Below are 16,798 nucleotides of genomic sequence, written 5' to 3'. Positions count from 1 at the left end.
GTGGTCACTCCCCGAGCTTGGAGGGGAGAGACGCCTTGTTCTCGTCCATGAACAGGCGGCGACCGCGCGGCGGGCGACGGCTGCCGCCGGATCGCGCATCGGCCCGGTTCGCTTCGGCGAGTTGCCGGTCGTTGGCAATCTGGCGTTCCTGGCGGCTGCGTTCGGCCGCCGCTGCGGCGCCACCGTCGCCACCGCCGCCGAACAGAGCTTTAACGACGTCATTCATCACAGCCTCCAGAGATAGACCCAGCATCCGGGCGTTCGCCGATCCGGAATGAAACCGGTCAGGCGCGCCATGCGCTCGCCCGGCCGATGACCGGGGCGCACATGGGTTTCGACCCGCTTGCCAGTGTGGGCGATCTCTTCCAGCCTTAACTGCGCAAGGCGAACCAGCGCGTGCATGTGCGTACGCGCCTCCGGCCGCAGCGACAGGCAGAATTCGAGGCATCCTTCGCGGCACGGCCAGAAATAGGCCACCGCGAGCAACGTATCGCCGGCGTGGATCGAGACCGTATCGCCGCCGCGCCGCATGTACAGAACCGCCTTGCGCACCCAGCGGGTCGGGCGCGCACAGGACAGGCAGTCGTCGCGCAGCGCCGGGGAGCGCGTGGTGAGCGTCACCACAGCTTGACCTCGCTCAAGCGGTCGCGGGACTGCCCGGATTTGCGGCGCGCACGCAGGCCGACAACGTTGTCGCCGCGCCCGAGCTTCGCGGCATCGTCGATCACGCCGTATCGGCCGCGGTGGCCCAGGCAGATGTATTGCAGGGCGTCATGCGGGTGCGAGTAGTTGTTTTTCGCCACCGCCAGAACATCGGTCTGCCCGGCGCTTGCCTGTTTGGTCAGCTTGTAGTGCGCGGCGAAACCGCCGATGATCATGTCGCAACCGGGATCGACGATCATGCGTTCGGTGTTGCCGTCGATGGGCCGGCCGAGATACCAGCGTACCGCCTCCTGGCGAAGGGCCGGTTCGTTCGAGGGTGCCGGCTGAATGTTGAGGTTGAGCGCCCGCCCGACCGTTTCCATGAATGACAACTCGCCGGCCTGCCTGTCCGCACCCCAGAACGCCGACGGATCGCCATAGGCTTCGCTGATCGGAAAGCCCGGAAAGCGCGATAGCAAGACCTCCAGGATCATTTCGGAGAACCGCGACGCACCGGTGCCGGGTTGTGCGCAGATCTCGCAGAGAATCCGCAGTTGCCCGTTCGGCATGAACTGCACGATCACGGCCGCCGGCGACCCGCCGGCGTCGATGCCGATCCCCAGCGGGATACCCTTGACTGGCGTAATCGGCGCATCGGCCTTGTGGCGCTGCAAGGCAAATTCCGGATAGACCGGCTTCCCGTCGAGCGCATAGCCATACTCGCCGTGCACCATCCGCCGCACGATGTGCTCTGCCTGTGTGGCCTCCTCTAATTCGTAGGACGAACGCGGCTTTCCGACCCGGTTTTCGGCGTTTGGCGACAAGCCGGACGGCTGTCTAAACATATTAAAGCCGCGTTTTTTTTCTTTCTCGCAGAACCGATAGACCCAATTGTCGACATCGGGCGGATTAAGGTCACACATCACCATGCGCGGCAGCACAATTTCGCCGGGTTGGGTAGTTAATCCCATTTTTTGCATAACTAGGCGGCCGTCCTGCGACACTCTTTCCAGCTCCGAAGGCGCGATATCCGTCACCTTCGGGTAACGGCCCGTCCGCTGGAACAGCAGGCCGGGCACTCGCTCGTCGATCATGTCGGCCTCGTTGATCCACCCGTAGGTGATTTCGTAGCCCTTGATGTATTGCTCGACGTTGTGATCGCCGATCGCGCCGGTTTCCATCGTGTAGTCGACGATGACTTCGCCATATCCCGGCCGTTTGGCGCGCCATTTTAGGCGATGTTTGACGGGGCGGTCCTGCCCGCCCTCATGGTGGACTGTCCAGGGATGCGAGATCGGGAAAGCTTCATACCAGGAAGAAAGCGCAGTGCGGGAGAAGTCGCGGTAGGTGTCGCGGATACAGGCCACCTTGACCCGGACCACGCCGTCACGGCAGACCGGCGCATATTGCGCGGCCATAAGCGGTCCCTTCATCACGCAGCATACGGTCTTTCCCGAGCCCGCAGGCCCCATGATCAGGTCAATTGGGCCCCGCGCATTCAGAAACCGCGCGCCGACCGGACCCGGCGGTTGATAGTGCTGAACGTCGATCCCCAAGACCCAAACCCTTCACCCGCCGCCGGCGCGCGTCCCGCGCCCGGCCTCGTCGGATGAGAGTAATTTCGCGCAGCTGCCCTTGAGTGCGGTTGGCAACAGGCAAGCGAAAACGGTCGTGTGTGTGAGGCGCGACACCCCGGGGGGAGGGTGCCCGCGCGGTTTTTGAAAGCCGGTCGGGGCGGATGGCGGTCGGAGGCGAGGGCACCCCCCATTCATCCGGGATACGCCACCGCGCGGCGAGGGGTTGCCGGCTCCAGGTGGAAAGGCCGCAGCGGGTCCGGCTGATTTTCAATCAGCGGCACCGACTTAAATTCGCTATGCATTTCATATGCTTGGCAATCACATGTGACCACCGCTCGCGTTGTCGCACGATGGTCGGAAACCTAAGTATCTGAATTGTCTTGCTTTTTCCTGACTTCGCCGGTCAGGCTCATGATGCCATCGGGCGCACGCTCGCCGGAGCCTTCCGACTGGTGAATGACCATCACGCCGAAGCGCTGTTCGGTCTGGATCGTCTCGGTCGGCCGCTTGCTCTCGAAATAGGGCATCAACGCTTCGTTGGCCTTCATGATCAGCGCCAGCGCATCGGCCGGCGTGCACGCGCTTTCGACCAGCTCGCCCGCATGCGGCCCTTTCGTCGGCCTGTACGGCTGCGACAGCTCGCCCGCGAGCTGGTGCGGATCGGCGTTCGCCAGGTCGGCGAGGTTCAGCCCCGGATGGCGGTAACCCAGCTTCAACAGGTAGTCCCGGAACGCCTGGTTCGCCTTGTTCTTCGAGCCTTTCGGCCTCCCGCGCCCTTTGGCGGCCCGGAAGGTTTCCGCGACATGCTCCACCGGACCACCGAAAAGGCACGCCTCATCATCAAGCAATGAAGGCTGGTCGGGCGCTTCGTCCGGCTCGATCATCGCGGCCAGGTCATCGAGCGCGGCCTGTGCGGTCGCGGCCGTGTCGCCGATCTTGGCCGCGCGCTCTTCGTCCGGCTCGATTTCGCCCGGCCGGTGTGCCCCTTCCAGCGTCTTTTTCGGGTCCTGGTCGGCGCCGTCGTCCTGCATCGGTCTAGATCCCCATTTGTTTATTCCGGTTAGCTCGACGGCCGGCGCGACGCGCGGTCTTAACCGCAACCTAACCGTGATATGCCAATGAAATCAGGAATATAATTCTACAGGTTAGGGGTTATGAGGTTAGATGAGATCGCGTGTATGCACACGCGCGCGCGTATGAACCTTACTAACCGCGCTAACCGCCTAACCATCAATCCATCCTCATGATTTCATTGAATTAATCGGGTTATGTCGCATCTAACCGCGTCTAACCGACGCTAACCACCCGCACCCGTCGGCGGAAGAAATCGACCGTCGCACGCCTCGCCCTGCCTTAAGTGCCCGCGCCGGACCGGCGATAGCTTCACGCATCGGCCGCAGGCGCGCGAAAGCGCGGCAGAGGCGGGCGGTTCGGGTCCGGCGCGGGCTCCGTTTCTCTGCCATCAGGGCGGGGGAAAAGGTTAAGTGCTGCGGTCGATTTTTGGCGGAAAACGGGCGGGGGAACGAGCGCGACGGCATGAAAATAAAACCAATGGCAATATTTTTCTTGACTACATTTGATACCATTGGTTATAAATTTATCGTCAGCAGCGCCAGTGAGGCGCACCAGCAAGGGGATATTGACCATGTCGATTTACGCAAACACCGCTCGTTTCGATGGCGCCAAGGTTCTTGGTGAGGATGAGTTGCGCCGCCTGGCGCCGTCGGTCTTCGCCACATCCGCCCACGAAAGCCGCTCCGACCGTTTTCAGCCGATCCCGACAATCGAGATCCTGCGCGGCCTGATGGCCGAAGGGTTCATGCCGGTCGGCGTAAAACAGTCTCGCAGCCGCGACGCAAGCAAGGTCCACTTCACCAAGCACATGCTGCGGCTGCGTCGCATCGACGAGGATAGCAGCCTGCGCGTTGGCGATACGGTCTGCGAAATCCTGTTGAAGAACGCGAATGACGGTTCCAGCGCTTACGATCTGATGGCCGGCCTGTTCCGCATTCGCTGCCTGAATTCGCTCGTGGCGCAAACGGGCACCATCGACAGCGTGAAAGTCCGGCATTCTGGCGACGTGCAGGGCAAGGTGATCGAAGGCACCTATCGCGTCATGGAAGAGGCGCAAAAGGCGCTGGCGGCGCCGGCGAGCTGGGCGGGCGTGGAGCTGGCGCGGGACGAGCGCATGGCCTTCGCGGAAGCGGCGCATGTGCTGCGGTTCGGCGACGCTGACGGCAACATTGACACGCCGATCACGCCTGAACAACTCCTTAGCCCCCGGCGCCGCGACGACCGTGCGGCCGACCTTTGGACCACGTTCAACGTCGCGCAGGAAAACGTCATTCGCGGCGGGCTGCGCGGTATCACCCGCGATGCCAACGGCCGGCGCCGGCGCGTCTCGACCCGCGCGGTCAACGGGATCGACCAGGACGTGAAGCTGAACAAGGCCCTTTGGATCCTCTCGCAGCGCATGGCGGAGATGAAAGGCGCGGACAGCCTGGCGGCCTGATGCCCGGCAGTGCGGCCGCCCAGGTGGCGGCCGCATCCCCGGCATCAGACCGACTGAGCGCCATTGAGGCGCGCCGAGAGGAGATAGCCGATGACACCTGATCGCATGCGCGAACTGGCAGACAACCTTCAAAGCCAGATTGACAACAAGTTTGCAGACCGGAATACAAACACGCCCCGGCGGCAGCGGCAGGCGGCATCGGCCGCGTTGGATGGGCTGCACCTCGAGCGGACCCAAAATGCCCTGCGTTGGCTGGCGGACGCTTCGGAAGCTGGCACTGTGCCGGCCTGTCTCGCGAACATTCGCACAAAAAAAGCCCTGCATGATCTGACGCGGGCCAAAATCAACCGGTCTGGAGGCTACTACGACGCCGGCTTTGAGACCGGTGAGCCTGCATGTGACAGCGAGGCCGCGCATGTACTCTGGAAGGCTCTAGCCGCCAACCAAGAAGAGCGGCGCAAGGCCGAGCGGCTTCGGCGCGCCCTCGACGATGCCCGCTTTGCCGGTATCCCTGGTTATTTTCCGACGCCTGCGTCCTTAGCGGCTGACATCGTGGCGACTGCTGACATCAAGCCCGGCGATACGGTTTTGGAGCCGTCCGCCGGTTCCGGCGCCCTGCTGGACGCGGTACTGGCGGCGACGCCGGCAGCCCGCATCACGGCTTACGAGGTCTCGCCGCGCTTGCGCGAGGTTCTGGAACTGAAAGGGCACGGGTCAGCGCTGGCCGGCAGCGATTTTATGGACGCGATCCCCGCGCAGGTGTTTGACCGCATCGTCATGAACCCCCCATTTGAAAACGGTCAAGACCTGGAGCATGTGCGCCGCGCCTTTGGGTTTCTCAAGCCCGGCGGCCGGCTTGTGGCGATCATGTCCGGAAGCACGCTGAGCCGGACAGGCCGCCGATGGGACGATTTCCGCGATTGGCTGGAATGCGTGGACGGATATGCGGAAACCTTACCCGACGGATCATTTCTCAAAAGCGGGACCAGCGTTGCCGCAATCCGCATTGTCGTGGATGCGCCCGCTAAGGTGGCCAAGCCGTCACCGACGGAACTAACTCGATGCGGCTTGCAATATGTGATACCGGGGTGCGAAAAAAGGGAAACTGAAACGCTCGCGCAGATGGACCTTTTCTAGTCATGACCGACACCATGTCACCGACCGAAATTCAGAAGGCCCGGGTTCAGCTCGGGCTTTCCGTCGCTGACATGGCACGCATGCTGGGCCATTCGGATCTACACCAGCGCCGATTGGAAAGCGGCGAGGACGTTGAGATGCATCGTCAGGCGCGGCCGACAACTGTTCGACTGCTGCGCGCTTATCTGGACGGTTACAGGCCGGACGATTGGCCGATGGAAAGCAAGCCCGGACTCGCCGCAAAACGTCAATCGGCCTAGTTTTTTCTGTAGAATTCCCATCTCATAGGCCATTGCCAAGATACCAGATCGCGCGTTCGCCCTGTCCAGGACGCGCTGTCGTACATGTCAGTTCGCAAGATTTGATTTAGACCGGACTCGACCCACACGCATTTCGGTCGCCAGTCCCAGGACAGACCGAAAATCAATCGCCAGCGGATGCACATTGTCGGTGCGTCGTCGACCCGGCCGATCATGAGTTTCAAGCTTGCCGCAAACCGCCGCAGATCGTCTCGGCCGGCATAGATGCCCAAGAAACGACTTTCCCAACAGATCATCGCTTCACCCCTCGGCCCTCGGCATCGCCGCGTCATAGGCGCCGAGGTCGATCAACAGGCAGAATTTCGCGTCCCGATTGATTTTCACCGTGTGGAACCGTTGCTCCAGACCGCGCAGGACGATGTGCGATGGTGCCTGCTTGAGCGCTGTCCACCAGCCGCCTTCGTAAAAGTCCGTGTCCTGAAAGATTTTGGTGAGCGCCGGGTGACTTCTTGGAATTGCAATGTGAGGCCCGATGGCCGGATCGCCCGCCTTTCGTAGGCCGAGGCCCGCCAGCGCCAGCCTTTCACGGGCGTACTGCAGATCGAGCGCGCTGCGTTCGAAATCAGCGATGATTCCACCGACCGTCAAACGGTCGCCGCCCCGATGAGCATCTACCGGCGAAGCCAGCAGGTGCGCGATGCACTCTTGCCACTTCTCGACCTGTTCGGCCCGTTCTGCTTCCGTGGCCGCGCGGATGACCTCCGCCAGCGCAGCCTGGTCGGAAACTTCCAGCCCGATATCCTCTAGCGCTTCCGGGCCGACCAGCAGTTCGGCCGCAGCCAGCAGCGTGCCGTAGGTGTCCATTGCGCGGGCATCGAATCCCGCCATGTGCAACGTCTGTTTCCAGTCTGGCAGGGTACGCGCGCGGAACTCCTGCCAGCCGTCCATGATCTGGCGCAGAAGCATGCGGCCGTCGGTGTCGCGCACCACCGGCTCGCGGCCGTGGCCCTTGTCCAGCTTGCGCAGGTTCAGCGTCGCCATGCGCGTGCGATCCTGCACGCCCATCGGGGGAGGGATGATCGCCGAGAACATGAAGCACGATTGCGCCTGAAACGTCGTTCCTTCGTGGTTCGCGCCGCCGCGCGCCATCTTGCCGCCCGACGACGCGAGCCGCGCCAGCTCGATAATCGAGGTCGACTTGGAGCTGTTGCGCTTGGCCTCCAGCTCGTCGACCGTCACCGGCAGGCTGTCCTGCTTGACGTGCTGATAGATGCCGGCCGCCGTGGTGTCGACCAGCGCGATCAGCGCGTCGCCCAAAATGCTTTGAACCAGTTTGTGCAAGGTCGACTTGCCGACGCCGGCCCCGCCGCTGGTGAAGACGATAGGCCGCCAGTCGAGCGCTCCGCCCATGAACGCGCAGGCGATCCAGCCGAGGAATAAAACCGGGTCGAGATAGGGCCGCTCCCAGTTCCATGTTCGAAGATCCTCCAGGATCGATTGCGCGGGGCTTTGCTCGCGATCGATCGATGTTTCCCAGGGCCGTTCGATGTCGGGCGCGCGCGTGTACAAATACCCGTCATGCTCGGACGGCCGCGCGGTCTCCAGCTTGCCGGTCGTGTCGGCCATCCAGAGCCATTCACCGGAATTCCAGATGAAGTTGCCGGCATCGGCCATCCAGCCGCCCCGGCCGCGCACGCGCTTTTCCGGATCGAACAGGCCGCGCCGCTTGCCCTCCGAGACAAGACAGATCATGGCCTTGTCGCGCTCCACGCGGTCGACCTTGTAGATCGGTTGACCGTCCTCGTTTGTGCCGGTTTTCTTGAAAGCCGGCCAGGCCCAATAGGCATAGTTGATTTTCGGCGCGAACAAGCTGGTCAGAACGTGCATGTCCCATCGCTCGACCGCGTGGAGCTGACCGCTCGCCGACCGGCAATAGGTGGTGACGCCATTGTGGCCGAGGACTTCGACCGGGCAATTCGGTGGCATCCGGTCGAACGGCGCGCCGTCCCACTTTCCCGGACCGATTCCCTCGCGCGGCAGGTTCGGATCGGGATCGAGGATTTCCTCGCGCTCCGAAAGCCGACGCGTTGCCTCGATAAAATGGGCTCGGGTTGCCTGTCTGCCGACCTGTGTGCGCCGCTTTGCCATTGTCGCCCGTAATCCTTGAGAAAAAGCCGCCGGCAGTCGAAACCGCCGGCGGCACCCTCCAGCCGCAACCGGCCTTAGCGGCCCTTGGCGGTCTCCGTCAGCGCCAGCGGCGCCTTGACCAGTTTCAGCGAGAGATCGCGCGGATCGGGCTTTGCAGCCTTGGCCGCCAGCTCCGCGTCGGTCGGGGCGGGCGGTTCCGCCTCGCGCAGGTGCCGTTCGGCATGGGCGAGCACGTCGCGGAACACCCGCACCTTGAACCGCAGCGTGTCGTCGCCGCCGCGCGCCTTGCCGCGCATGGAAAGCTGCGTCACCACCGCCTCGTCGCTCGCGTCCGGTGCGCTGCGCAGGAAATCGGCCATGCACACGGCCTGGTCGGCGAGTTTTTCCGGGTCGGGCTGGGGCGCATCCTCGCCAATCAACCCGCGCACGGCCGAGCGCGTCGCCCGAAAGGCAATCCACAGCGCATGGTCCCCACCGAACAGCGGCGGGCCAGCGGGCAGGGGCGACGCGTTCAAAGTTGCCTTAGGCGACGCCTCAACGAACGCTTCACCGGATACAGCACCAGTCCAGACCTTTTCACCGCTTTTCTCCTGACCTTTCGGCTTTGCATTGGCCTTCCTCTTTCTGGTCATTCCACGTCTCCTTTTCCCAGGTCGTTGAAGTCCGATCCCGCATGCGGCTTCATCAGATCCAGCGGCTTGCCGCTGTCGCCGAGTTGTTCCAGCGTGCGGTCGAGCTGCTGTTGCGCCTGCGGTTTGTCCCAATCGTTTTCGCCGGCAACGATCACGCAGGACACAAAGTCGAAATTCACCGGCACATTGCCGATCCCGCTGATCGACCCGGCTGCGGCGACCCGCGCTTCCGGGACATCCATCGCGATCTGCAAGCCGGTCTCGATGCCTTCGGAGAGGATTAGCGGTGCCGGACGGGTCGCTTCCCAGGGCGGCACGCCTTCCGGGCCGTGCGAGAGCCACACGGCAGCTCCTTTCGTCGCGGCTTTCATCAGCCGCGGGGAATGCTTTGGGCCGAGGTCCGCCTTGAGCGGATGGAGCGGGTCCAGAAAGGTGACGTGGCAGGCCCGGAACTGACCGAGTGGCGTGCGCATCGCGGCGATGATCGCGGGAAACGCCGGACCCGGCCGCGTCTTGACGCGCCGCCCGGTCGCCTCGTCGACCGACCATTGCGCCAGCGTCCAGTACTCGACCTCCGGAGCAAAGCGCAACGACGTGCGGTCGCGGTGGCGGATCGCGCCGAGATCAATTCCCCGATGCGCCAGATACTCCCGTGCGTGTTGCTCGACGGTGGAACCCGCCCCGTCCATAAACCCGCGTTCGAACAGCTTTTCCGCCTGTCGGCGCTGCCATTCGGCCGCTTGCCGTGCTTTCTCGTCATCCTCTTTGGCGCGCGCCTGCGCGGCGATGGCGAAGGAGCGGCGCTCCGTTACCGTCATCTTTTCCAGACCGAGGAAGTCGCGCGCCCATTGCAGCGCACCCTTGAAATCGGTCTGGTGCAGGTATTCGATCAGCCCGATCACATCGCCCTTGTCGCCGGTCCGCCAGTCCTTCCAGGCGCCCTTGTCGCGATCCAGTCCGACCTTGAGCTCCGGCGTCTTGCGATGATCGCCCGTCACCGGATTGTTTGAAACCCACAGCCGGCCCATGCGCCGGCCATCCGGCAGAAGGCGACGGCACAGATCCTCGATCTTGTCCTTGAGACCCTGCTTGATCTCTTCCAGCTCGCGGCGGTCGCCCATGGGTCAGTGCCCGTCCCGGCCGTCAAGGCGGAAGGGGATTCCCACCGCATCCTGTGCCGCATCGACATGGACCAGAACGCGCATGAACAGCTCGAAGGTGCCGACGCGCGCGTTGGCGTGGTCCGGCGAGCAACTGACGAGGACCTGGCCCATCTGGTCGGCCAGCGCTTCCAGCACCTGGCGCGGATCGCGGCCGGCACAGAGCCGGTTGATTTCAGCGAACAGATCGTCGCTCAATTTGCCCTCCTGTCGCCGCGTTGGCGCATGACGCGGGTTTCCCGGCGCGTGCGGATCGGAACGCGGCGTTTGTTGTGTTTGTACACCGTCACCACTTGCCCGCTTTCGATCCTGCAGACGTAGCCGTTGCAGCGCAGGGATGACGCGCCCATTTTCAGCGCGGGGACACATTCGGGAGGCAGCACTTTCCGCCGCAATGCGGCGATGCAGATGCCCGTTTCCTTTTCGAATGCGTCAAGCACCAGGGTCGGATCGTCCGTTCCCGCAGCGGCGTAGAAGGGCGCCAGCTCGACGTTCTCGACGCGCTCCAGATACCGCAGTACCGCGTGCTGAGTGACCGGATACTTGCTGGTCATCGCGTCAGCCTCTCCAGCCCACGCATGACGGGATGTGTCTTTGGAAGATCCGAACAGCCGCCGAACCGCAGCACGTCGTCGTCGCGCGACAGCGTTTGTCGGCAGGGCGGAATGAAGCGGAGCAGGGGCGTGTGCTCCGCGATCAGCGGGGAGGGGCTGTCGACCCACACGAACCAGGCGTAGCTCGTCGCCGTTCTGGCGTTGATCGCCCATCGGCCGGCGACCATCGGCACCCGCTCGACAAACTGGAACACCGCCGTCGGCGGCCGGTCACGGAACAGCGTCGCATAGCGCGTCCTTCCCTCTATCCAGTTGGAGCGCACCAACGCCGCGACGATGGCCGGCCGATGGGATAGCGCATGCCGGACGAAGGCCGCCGCCTTGTTGAACGGCGGGTTCATGATGATCGCGTCGTCGACCCGGTGGTCACCGGGCTCCGTGTCGAGGAAATCTTGAACCGTATCCTGTCCGTAGGGGTGGACGTCGCTTTCATGAACGGTCGAGAAGGTCTCGCGCAGCACGCCGCTCATGTGACCCGCGCCGCAGCACGGGTCCCAGGCGGTTTCCATTCGCCACTGGTTTCTGCCAAGGGAGATGCGCGGCAGAAAATCGAACAGCATCAGCATCAAGGCGCGCGTGGCCCACGGCGGCGTGGGAAAGAAGTCCAGCCCGTCGGGTGCCGGCAGCCGGCGGTTCATCACGGATCTGGAGGTGAGCGTGTGGAGGGTCATTCCGCTGCCTCGCGATCCTGCGTGTGAAAGCGGCCACGAACAGCAGCGTCCATGCACCAGCCACGCCCCCAGACCGTGCTGATCTCGATGCCGAAGGGCGCGACTTTCTTCCTCAACTTGCAGACGAAAACATCCACGATCTTTGGCTCTGCCTGATCCCGCCCGAGATCATCGTAGAGCGCTGCCAGGATTGCGGTTCTTGTTGCCAGTTCGCGCTTGATCAGCACCCCAAAAACCCTTGCCTCTTGGGTCGTTAAACGGAATTCGACCGGCACGGGAACGTCCGCGAACAACGCCTCTTCGAGATCCTGTATCCGCGCGCGCAGACGCTCGTTCTCGTTTTGCAGTTCCTCGTGGTCGAGACTATGCACGGCGCTTCTTCCTCGTGTTCCGGTAGAGCACGACCGTCAGCGCTTTCCATTTCGGCATGCGGTGCGCGGTGCGCAGCTGCGCCACTTCGGACCAGCGTTCCGGGGACATGGAGCGGATTGTCGCGGCAAGCGCTTCCGGCTCAACCGTGCCGGCGTACTCGTCCTCATGGATGATCGCGTCGATTGCCTTGATCATCTCCATCGAGACAGGGGCGAGCCCAGCCGCGACACAGATGTCCAGAACCTTCCGAGCACCGAGGGGGAAGCGGCGTTTTACCAGTGCCCCCAGCGCCGCGATTGCCAGCGTGTCGCCGACGTTGAACTTCCCCATCGCGGGCGGATTGCGAAGAACCGTCACGCCGGCGCGCGCGCAGACATTCGCCACGTCTTGCGCCGCTTCATCGCCGGCCGCGAGCAGCGAATGGTGGAGCTGCATCGGTGTTACCGCAACACGATCACGGTTGTGGCGGACGAAGGCCGCCGCACGATCCTCGGTCGTCGGCGCAGGCACGACGACGACGGGAATGGTTTCGATCCCTGGGTGCGATGCCGCCGCGACGGCCGTATGCTGACCGTCGAGAACATGCAATGCGCCATCGACCTCCACGGTGATCGGCGGCTTGAACGCGCTCCAGCTCCATTCGCGGACGATTTTGCGGATCAGCGTGACGGATCGCTCGGACAGGCCGCGCTGATACTTCTCGTCGACATGCAGCGACGACGGGTCCACGTCCCGAAAATCCGGGCGATGGATGCCGGGCGTCGCCGGCACGATGTCCGGCATTCTCAAGGGTTTGATCGGTCTCACCGTTCATCCCTCCCGGCACGGCACATTCTGGCGGCGCGGCCCATTTGATCCGCTAGGAACCGCAGCTCCGCGTCGGTCGGTTCGCGGTTGAAGGTGAACACAAGCGCTTGCGAATTCTCACCATCGCGGCCGGCGCTGATGCAGCTCAGCGGATCGGCGACCTTGCGCCGCAGGAGATCAACGATCTTCGACACGACCTGCCTCCTTTCGACCGGATGCGGCGAAGTTCATCACGCTCTCGATCTGGCCAATCAGCGAGCTGTCGTCGTCATCGTCCCGCGTGTCCTCGACGGCATTCACCGCGAGGCTGACCGCCGCCGCCGTCATGCCCGAAACCCGCGCCAGATCGGCCTGCGACACGCCGAAACAGACGTTGGCAATGTAGAGCGCGCGCCGCCGGACCCGCGCGGCCGCAAGCCAGGCGGGGTCGGACGTCGCCCGCCGTGACGGGTCATGCGCCAGCACGTCAAGCGGCATGATCTGTTCGCCGCGCGCAGCCCATAAGATCGCGATCAGATAGGTGATTGTGTGGGGGTTCAGCGCGCGCTCGCCCATCCGTTCGAGCAGACAGAGCGCAAGCTGTAACCGCACGATGGTCCTTTGCCGAGGCTGGCTCTCCTCCACGAGTAGGCGATGGTAGTGCCTAAGGGTCACACCCGCAGCCTGACAAAGCTGGTTCATTGTGAACCCTTTCGCCACGCGCCGCGCCTCGATCTCGGCATGCCACGTCATTGCACTGTTTCACGCTCTTTGCGGATTTCACAAATCGCGTCCGTCAGCTTTTTCAAGGAGCTTTGCCGTGGATTGACCTTGCCGGTGCGCCATTGGCTGTAGCTGGTCGGTTGCACGTTTGCCTTTTTGCAAAGGTCCCATGCAGAAAGTCCCAGCCGCTTCCGCGTGCATTCAATCTCGTCGAACATCATGGATTGCGTTCCCGCGAATTCAATTGGCAGTGATTCGCAAACATGATATGCGTTTACGCAAATCAAGGGAAGGCGCATTGGTATCGTGTTGCACGCCGCACCCCATAAAATGTGGCCCATGGAAAAGACATGGGACATGCGCGATTGGATCGCGGCCGTAGCGCGTCATATGAACCTGACGCCGTCCGAACTCGCCCGACGTTCCGGCATGGCGCCGTCGACGCTCACCCGTTTTCTCAACGATCCGACAAAGAAGTCGACGATCACCGAACGCTCGATCCAGCAGGTCGAGGGTTACACGGGTGTATCGCGCCATCGCTTGCCCGGACAGGCGCTGCCGCCGGGGTTGGCCGAGCCGGACGCCTCGCCGCTTGGATCGGAAGACGGGGAGCTGAAGTCCTGGTGTCGCACCGCGATTGAAGAGGCTCGCAAGGGCCGTAATGGTGTCGACCCATGGGTGATGCGCGGGCGCGCTCTCGACCTGGAAGGCGTGCTTCCGGGCGACATTCTGCTGGTGGATCTCAATCGACGTCCACAGATGGGCGACATCGTTTGTGCGCAGGTGCTCGATTACACCAGCGGCGTGGCCGAAACGGTCTTCCGGCTGTTTCAGCCGCCCTACCTTGTTGCGCACTCGGCAAAGCTCGGCGCAGTCCGACCGGAGCAGGTTGACGAAACCCGCGTATCCATTCGCGGTGTCGTGGAAGGCGTGATACGCCCCTTCTGACGGGTCGGGCACTTGTGAAATGTCATGATTTTTGGTCCGTGTTGGCACTGTTGGAATGTCATGACATTCGGCCGGCCTTAGCGCTGTTGGAATGTCATGACATTTTTCGGCCGGACGGATAGTCGTTTCGCGCATTGCAGCCAGTGCAATCTGGGTTGCATCTATCAACTTATCTCCCTCAAAAATTGAAGTGTCGCCGTGTCAGATTTTGCGCAGGCGCGCAAACCCTTGTGCGCGGAAATGCAAATCATGTGATTTTTTGTTTGCAAAATTTGCGTAAACGCATATCGTTTTCGTGTCACTCGACAGGGAGCGAGAAATGGACAGCACGCAAATTCACCTTCAGCCATCAATCATGATCGGCATCGACGAGCTGGCGCGGGAGCTGGGCGTCACCGTCACCTACCTCAAGCGCACATGGCCCCGGCTTCATGAGACCAAGGGCATGCCGCGCAAGCATGCCGCCGGCTGGGTCTGGCCGCGCGCGCTGACCACCGCCTGGCTCATGAGCCAGACGGCCGCGCTGCCGGCGCAGCAATCCAACGACAACGATCCGGAGCAATCGGCGACCGCCCATCAAGCGCAGGTCGACGCGCAGCGCGCAGCGCTCCACGCACGTTATGGAGGCCGGGCATGACCGAGCATGTTCATTTCGACGTCAAGGCTATCGCAGCGGAACTCCATTCTCAGCTGGAGTTGGTGACGGCGGCGAGCCTGAAAAGGGCCGAAACCGAAAAGGATCGGGAGTTCATCTCCGCTCAACACCGCTTTCAGCGTGCCTTTGTGTCCGTGCAGCTCACAATCGTTGAGTTGGCGAATGAGGGCGTCGAACACGAGATCGTGGAGCAAGCTTTTTCGAGTCTTCTTGCGGTCCAGGTTGGGGGCAAGCTGAAAGAGCAGGGACCCGGCTGGTACGAGCAGTTCATGACACGTCTGAATGACCAGCTTTGCGACCGGAACCACACGGGAGCCTCCGTCGAATATCGGCCCGTTCAGGGAGGCCGGGCATGACCGTGACCATGAGAAAACCGGGGCAGGCCGACGCGCTCGTCAACGACGAGATCGCCGCGCTCAGCCCGGCGCAGCGCAAGTTGCTGGCGTCGATGATCGGCAAGCCGTTCACTCGCGTGAAGAATGGCTGGAGGCGGCCGGGAGATCGCAGCCTTGTGACGCTGGCGACAATGGATCGGCTGCTCAATCGCAAGCTCGTCACCAATGTGACACCGACCGGACAGGCCGCGCTCACATGGCACGGGAAAGTCGTCGCGCAGGAAATCCGCGACCGCAAGAAGAAGGCGAAAGGCTCATGATCCCGGAGAAGCTGGAGAGCTGCCCGAATTGCGGCTGCAACGACGCGCAATCGTGGCATTACGATTTTCAGCGCTGCGATGCCTGCGGTCACGGGTTCAGCACGGAAGCCCTGATCGGCCATCCGGTGCCGTCGCCGCCGCGCATGGCACCGGACGCGAGCTTCATCGCTGATCGCGTCCAGGCCGAAGCTCTTATGTGCTCGGCCGAACGCGAACTCCTCAAGGCTCGGCAGGGCTTGGACAATGCGGCGGCGCTGATCGAGGCGTCGATTGTCCGGCTCAAGGCGTTGTCGCGATGATCGACCTTTTCGGAACATACGACGCGGCGCGCCTCATCGGCGCCGGCCTCGTCGTCGCCATCGTCACCGGTCTTGCGGCCGTGGCGATCCGGGCGGCACGCATCCAGGACAGGGTGTTGCGCCGGTCCGGTCGCGTCAGAGGCCGTGGCACGCCCTGACGTTTCCTCCCTGTTGGACCTCGCGGGCGGCCTGTGTGTTGCGTCGTCGCCCGCGCTTTTTTTGGAGGGGCGCATGCTGCTCGACGCAATCACACTCGCGCTAAAGGTGTTTGTTTACTTGGTATTCGCGCTGCTTGTCGTGACGCCTGTCGTCTCGCTGGTCGCGGCGAACTTCCGGCTTTGGCGCGGGCACCGGGAGGACAACAGCCTTGCCGACGCCCCGGCGGGAAGCTGGCAGGGTCTGCCGTTCGACAGGATGGATGCCGCGCTGGTCAAGCCCTTCGTTCACGATCTGGAGGACATGACACCGGAGCGCATTCGCGAAGAGTGGCGCGACGTCCAGGAGAAGCTGCAAGAACTGGAGAGCTGGTCCGAGGCCCTGCACGCCTGGGCGCGGCTCCGGAACATCGATCTGAATGGAGGGCAATGATGGCCGACCGCACGGCATCAAAGGTGAAAAACTTCAAGGATCTCGCGCAAGCGATCCAGCCGCGCACCGCGCCGGCGCGACCGCCGAAGCCGGAGATCAGACCAGTGCGTCCGGCCGAATTTTTCCTGTCGAACAGATGGAGGTTTGCATGACCGAGACAGGCACGAACAATGGCGGCATCGCCGGCGACCAGCTCCGCGCGTTCATCGAACGCATCGAGCGGCTGGAAGAGGAAAAGAAGGTCATCGCCGACGATATCAAGGACGTCTATGCCGAGGCCAAGGGCAACGGCTTCGACGTCAAGATCCTGCGACAGCTGATCGCGCTTCGCAAGAAACAGCCGCATGAGCGCGAGGAAGAGGAATCGATCCTTGACCTCTACAAACATGCGCTCGGGATGGTGAGCGGGAGCGAGTGAG

28 protein-coding genes are annotated in these 16,798 nt (G+C 63.0%); 12 read left to right on the top strand and 16 right to left on the bottom strand.

The window, feature by feature from the left end; all coding sequences use genetic code 11:
• Nucleotides 1-4: 4 nt before the first annotated feature.
• The 5 genes from LC092_RS05405 to LC092_RS05385 all read right to left on the bottom strand — a co-directional run bounded on the left by LC092_RS05405 (nt 5) and on the right by LC092_RS05385 (nt 3,866).
• The gene (locus tag LC092_RS05405) at nt 5-226 is read right to left on the bottom strand and encodes a hypothetical protein (protein WP_224805422.1); all 222 of its coding nucleotides are present in this window, start codon (nt 224-226) and stop codon (nt 5-7) included.
• Entirely contained in the window at nt 226-621 is a 396-nt protein-coding gene (locus LC092_RS05400; RefSeq protein WP_224805421.1) for a hypothetical protein, read from the bottom strand. Before LC092_RS05400 ends, LC092_RS05405 begins: the two co-directional genes overlap by 1 nt.
• Nucleotides 618-2,198 (bottom strand): hypothetical protein, encoded by a 1,581-nt coding sequence (locus tag LC092_RS05395; RefSeq protein ID WP_224805420.1) that lies wholly within the window; start codon nt 2,196-2,198, stop codon nt 618-620. Before LC092_RS05395 ends, LC092_RS05400 begins: the two co-directional genes overlap by 4 nt.
• A gap of 383 nt (nt 2,199-2,581) precedes the next feature.
• Nucleotides 2,582-3,250 (bottom strand): hypothetical protein, encoded by a 669-nt coding sequence (locus LC092_RS05390; RefSeq protein ID WP_224805419.1) that lies wholly within the window; start codon nt 3,248-3,250, stop codon nt 2,582-2,584.
• 352 nt (nt 3,251-3,602) lie between these two features.
• Nucleotides 3,603-3,866: a hypothetical protein gene (locus LC092_RS05385; protein WP_224805418.1), complete on the bottom strand. Its 264-nt coding sequence runs from the start codon at nt 3,864-3,866 to the stop codon at nt 3,603-3,605.
• On the opposite strand from LC092_RS05385, the gene LC092_RS05380 reads away from it, so the two are divergent.
• From LC092_RS05380 to LC092_RS05370, 3 genes are all read left to right on the top strand, one after another.
• Nucleotides 3,865-4,731, top strand: coding sequence for a DUF932 domain-containing protein (locus LC092_RS05380; protein WP_224805417.1), 867 nt, complete (start codon nt 3,865-3,867; stop codon nt 4,729-4,731). The genes LC092_RS05385 and LC092_RS05380 overlap by 2 nt on opposite strands.
• 90 nt (nt 4,732-4,821) lie before the next feature.
• On the top strand, nt 4,822-5,868 hold the full coding sequence (locus LC092_RS05375; protein ID WP_224805416.1) for a methyltransferase: 1,047 nt from the start codon (nt 4,822-4,824) through the stop codon (nt 5,866-5,868).
• 2 nt (nt 5,869-5,870) lie between these two features.
• Entirely contained in the window at nt 5,871-6,128 is a 258-nt protein-coding gene (locus LC092_RS05370) for a helix-turn-helix domain-containing protein (protein WP_224805415.1), read from the top strand.
• Nucleotides 6,129-6,428: 300 nt separating this feature from the next.
• Here the strand turns inward: LC092_RS05370 and LC092_RS05365 are convergent, their stop codons facing one another.
• The 11 genes from LC092_RS05365 to LC092_RS05315 form a co-directional block, all read right to left on the bottom strand.
• Nucleotides 6,429-8,276: a hypothetical protein gene (locus LC092_RS05365; protein WP_224805414.1), complete on the bottom strand. Its 1,848-nt coding sequence runs from the start codon at nt 8,274-8,276 to the stop codon at nt 6,429-6,431.
• 74 nt (nt 8,277-8,350) lie between these two features.
• On the bottom strand, nt 8,351-8,791 hold the full coding sequence (locus tag LC092_RS05360; RefSeq protein WP_224805413.1) for a hypothetical protein: 441 nt from the start codon (nt 8,789-8,791) through the stop codon (nt 8,351-8,353).
• A gap of 113 nt (nt 8,792-8,904) precedes the next feature.
• Nucleotides 8,905-10,029 carry a toprim domain-containing protein gene (locus tag LC092_RS05355; protein ID WP_224805412.1) on the bottom strand — a complete coding sequence of 375 codons (1,125 nt, stop codon included), beginning with the start codon at nt 10,027-10,029 and terminating at the stop codon, nt 8,905-8,907.
• Nucleotides 10,030-10,032: 3 nt separating this feature from the next.
• Entirely contained in the window at nt 10,033-10,266 is a 234-nt protein-coding gene (locus LC092_RS05350) for a hypothetical protein (RefSeq protein WP_224805411.1), read from the bottom strand.
• Nucleotides 10,263-10,622, bottom strand: coding sequence for a hypothetical protein (locus tag LC092_RS05345; RefSeq protein WP_224805410.1), 360 nt, complete (start codon nt 10,620-10,622; stop codon nt 10,263-10,265). Before LC092_RS05345 ends, LC092_RS05350 begins: the two co-directional genes overlap by 4 nt.
• A complete protein-coding gene (locus LC092_RS05340) occupies nt 10,619-11,353 on the bottom strand; it encodes a hypothetical protein (protein WP_224805409.1) in 735 nt (244 codons plus the stop codon). Before LC092_RS05340 ends, LC092_RS05345 begins: the two co-directional genes overlap by 4 nt.
• Complete coding sequence (locus tag LC092_RS05335; protein WP_224805408.1) at nt 11,350-11,724, bottom strand: helix-turn-helix domain-containing protein; 375 nt, start codon at nt 11,722-11,724, stop codon at nt 11,350-11,352. Before LC092_RS05335 ends, LC092_RS05340 begins: the two co-directional genes overlap by 4 nt.
• Entirely contained in the window at nt 11,717-12,508 is a 792-nt protein-coding gene (locus tag LC092_RS05330; protein ID WP_224805407.1) for a DUF6551 family protein, read from the bottom strand. The genes LC092_RS05335 and LC092_RS05330 overlap by 8 nt, the downstream gene beginning before the upstream one ends.
• A 20-nt stretch (nt 12,509-12,528) precedes the next feature.
• On the bottom strand, nt 12,529-12,726 hold the full coding sequence (locus LC092_RS05325) for a hypothetical protein (protein ID WP_224805406.1): 198 nt from the start codon (nt 12,724-12,726) through the stop codon (nt 12,529-12,531).
• On the bottom strand, nt 12,710-13,264 hold the full coding sequence (locus tag LC092_RS05320; RefSeq protein ID WP_224805405.1) for a hypothetical protein: 555 nt from the start codon (nt 13,262-13,264) through the stop codon (nt 12,710-12,712). Before LC092_RS05320 ends, LC092_RS05325 begins: the two co-directional genes overlap by 17 nt.
• Nucleotides 13,261-13,455 carry a helix-turn-helix domain-containing protein gene (locus tag LC092_RS05315; protein ID WP_224805404.1) on the bottom strand — a complete coding sequence of 65 codons (195 nt, stop codon included), beginning with the start codon at nt 13,453-13,455 and terminating at the stop codon, nt 13,261-13,263. The genes LC092_RS05320 and LC092_RS05315 overlap by 4 nt, the downstream gene beginning before the upstream one ends.
• 85 nt (nt 13,456-13,540) lie before the next feature.
• Between LC092_RS05315 and LC092_RS05310 the strand changes: the two genes are divergently transcribed.
• The 9 genes from LC092_RS05310 to LC092_RS05270 all read left to right on the top strand — a co-directional run bounded on the left by LC092_RS05310 (nt 13,541) and on the right by LC092_RS05270 (nt 16,797).
• Complete coding sequence (locus LC092_RS05310) at nt 13,541-14,182, top strand: LexA family transcriptional regulator (protein ID WP_224805403.1); 642 nt, start codon at nt 13,541-13,543, stop codon at nt 14,180-14,182.
• Nucleotides 14,183-14,501: 319 nt separating this feature from the next.
• Entirely contained in the window at nt 14,502-14,819 is a 318-nt protein-coding gene (locus LC092_RS05305; protein ID WP_224805402.1) for a hypothetical protein, read from the top strand.
• Nucleotides 14,816-15,193 (top strand): hypothetical protein, encoded by a 378-nt coding sequence (locus tag LC092_RS05300; RefSeq protein ID WP_224805401.1) that lies wholly within the window; start codon nt 14,816-14,818, stop codon nt 15,191-15,193. The genes LC092_RS05305 and LC092_RS05300 overlap by 4 nt, the downstream gene beginning before the upstream one ends.
• Entirely contained in the window at nt 15,190-15,492 is a 303-nt protein-coding gene (locus LC092_RS05295; RefSeq protein WP_224805400.1) for a hypothetical protein, read from the top strand. Before LC092_RS05300 ends, LC092_RS05295 begins: the two co-directional genes overlap by 4 nt.
• On the top strand, nt 15,489-15,791 hold the full coding sequence (locus tag LC092_RS05290; RefSeq protein ID WP_224805399.1) for a hypothetical protein: 303 nt from the start codon (nt 15,489-15,491) through the stop codon (nt 15,789-15,791). Before LC092_RS05295 ends, LC092_RS05290 begins: the two co-directional genes overlap by 4 nt.
• On the top strand, nt 15,788-15,949 hold the full coding sequence (locus LC092_RS05285; protein ID WP_224805398.1) for a hypothetical protein: 162 nt from the start codon (nt 15,788-15,790) through the stop codon (nt 15,947-15,949). The genes LC092_RS05290 and LC092_RS05285 overlap by 4 nt, the downstream gene beginning before the upstream one ends.
• Before the next feature lie 73 nt (nt 15,950-16,022).
• Complete coding sequence (locus LC092_RS05280; protein ID WP_224805397.1) at nt 16,023-16,379, top strand: hypothetical protein; 357 nt, start codon at nt 16,023-16,025, stop codon at nt 16,377-16,379.
• Nucleotides 16,379-16,531, top strand: coding sequence for a hypothetical protein (locus tag LC092_RS05275; protein WP_224805396.1), 153 nt, complete (start codon nt 16,379-16,381; stop codon nt 16,529-16,531). Before LC092_RS05280 ends, LC092_RS05275 begins: the two co-directional genes overlap by 1 nt.
• Nucleotides 16,528-16,797: a DUF2312 domain-containing protein gene (locus LC092_RS05270; protein ID WP_224805395.1), complete on the top strand. Its 270-nt coding sequence runs from the start codon at nt 16,528-16,530 to the stop codon at nt 16,795-16,797. The genes LC092_RS05275 and LC092_RS05270 overlap by 4 nt, the downstream gene beginning before the upstream one ends.
• The last annotated feature ends 1 nt before the right edge of the window (nt 16,798 follow it).

Source organism: Stappia stellulata, assembly GCF_020176715.1.
In the GTDB taxonomy this organism is placed as follows: Bacteria; Pseudomonadota; Alphaproteobacteria; order Rhizobiales; family Stappiaceae; genus Stappia.
The sequence above is the reverse complement of the archived record's forward strand: the minus strand, read 5'-3'. Positions and strand labels throughout refer to the sequence as shown.

Coding starts and splice junctions, on each gene's coding strand:
- LC092_RS05405 (WP_224805422.1), bottom strand. CDS start 226: ATGAATGACGTCGTTAAAGCTCTGTTCGGCGGCGGTGGCGACGGTGGC.
- LC092_RS05390 (WP_224805419.1), bottom strand. CDS start 3,250: ATGCAGGACGACGGCGCCGACCAGGACCCGAAAAAGACGCTGGAAGGG.
- LC092_RS05380 (WP_224805417.1), top strand. CDS start 3,865: ATGTCGATTTACGCAAACACCGCTCGTTTCGATGGCGCCAAGGTTCTT.
- LC092_RS05385 (WP_224805418.1), bottom strand. CDS start 3,866: ATGGTCAATATCCCCTTGCTGGTGCGCCTCACTGGCGCTGCTGACGAT.
- LC092_RS05375 (WP_224805416.1), top strand. CDS start 4,822: ATGACACCTGATCGCATGCGCGAACTGGCAGACAACCTTCAAAGCCAG.
- LC092_RS05370 (WP_224805415.1), top strand. CDS start 5,871: ATGACCGACACCATGTCACCGACCGAAATTCAGAAGGCCCGGGTTCAG.
- LC092_RS05365 (WP_224805414.1), bottom strand. CDS start 8,276: ATGGCAAAGCGGCGCACACAGGTCGGCAGACAGGCAACCCGAGCCCAT.
- LC092_RS05355 (WP_224805412.1), bottom strand. CDS start 10,029: ATGGGCGACCGCCGCGAGCTGGAAGAGATCAAGCAGGGTCTCAAGGAC.
- LC092_RS05345 (WP_224805410.1), bottom strand. CDS start 10,622: ATGACCAGCAAGTATCCGGTCACTCAGCACGCGGTACTGCGGTATCTG.
- LC092_RS05340 (WP_224805409.1), bottom strand. CDS start 11,353: ATGACCCTCCACACGCTCACCTCCAGATCCGTGATGAACCGCCGGCTG.
- LC092_RS05330 (WP_224805407.1), bottom strand. CDS start 12,508: ATGCCGGACATCGTGCCGGCGACGCCCGGCATCCATCGCCCGGATTTT.
- LC092_RS05320 (WP_224805405.1), bottom strand. CDS start 13,264: ATGACGTGGCATGCCGAGATCGAGGCGCGGCGCGTGGCGAAAGGGTTC.
- LC092_RS05315 (WP_224805404.1), bottom strand. CDS start 13,455: ATGATGTTCGACGAGATTGAATGCACGCGGAAGCGGCTGGGACTTTCT.
- LC092_RS05305 (WP_224805402.1), top strand. CDS start 14,502: ATGGACAGCACGCAAATTCACCTTCAGCCATCAATCATGATCGGCATC.
- LC092_RS05300 (WP_224805401.1), top strand. CDS start 14,816: ATGACCGAGCATGTTCATTTCGACGTCAAGGCTATCGCAGCGGAACTC.
- LC092_RS05295 (WP_224805400.1), top strand. CDS start 15,190: ATGACCGTGACCATGAGAAAACCGGGGCAGGCCGACGCGCTCGTCAAC.
- LC092_RS05290 (WP_224805399.1), top strand. CDS start 15,489: ATGATCCCGGAGAAGCTGGAGAGCTGCCCGAATTGCGGCTGCAACGAC.
- LC092_RS05285 (WP_224805398.1), top strand. CDS start 15,788: ATGATCGACCTTTTCGGAACATACGACGCGGCGCGCCTCATCGGCGCC.
- LC092_RS05280 (WP_224805397.1), top strand. CDS start 16,023: ATGCTGCTCGACGCAATCACACTCGCGCTAAAGGTGTTTGTTTACTTG.
- LC092_RS05275 (WP_224805396.1), top strand. CDS start 16,379: ATGGCCGACCGCACGGCATCAAAGGTGAAAAACTTCAAGGATCTCGCG.
- LC092_RS05270 (WP_224805395.1), top strand. CDS start 16,528: ATGACCGAGACAGGCACGAACAATGGCGGCATCGCCGGCGACCAGCTC.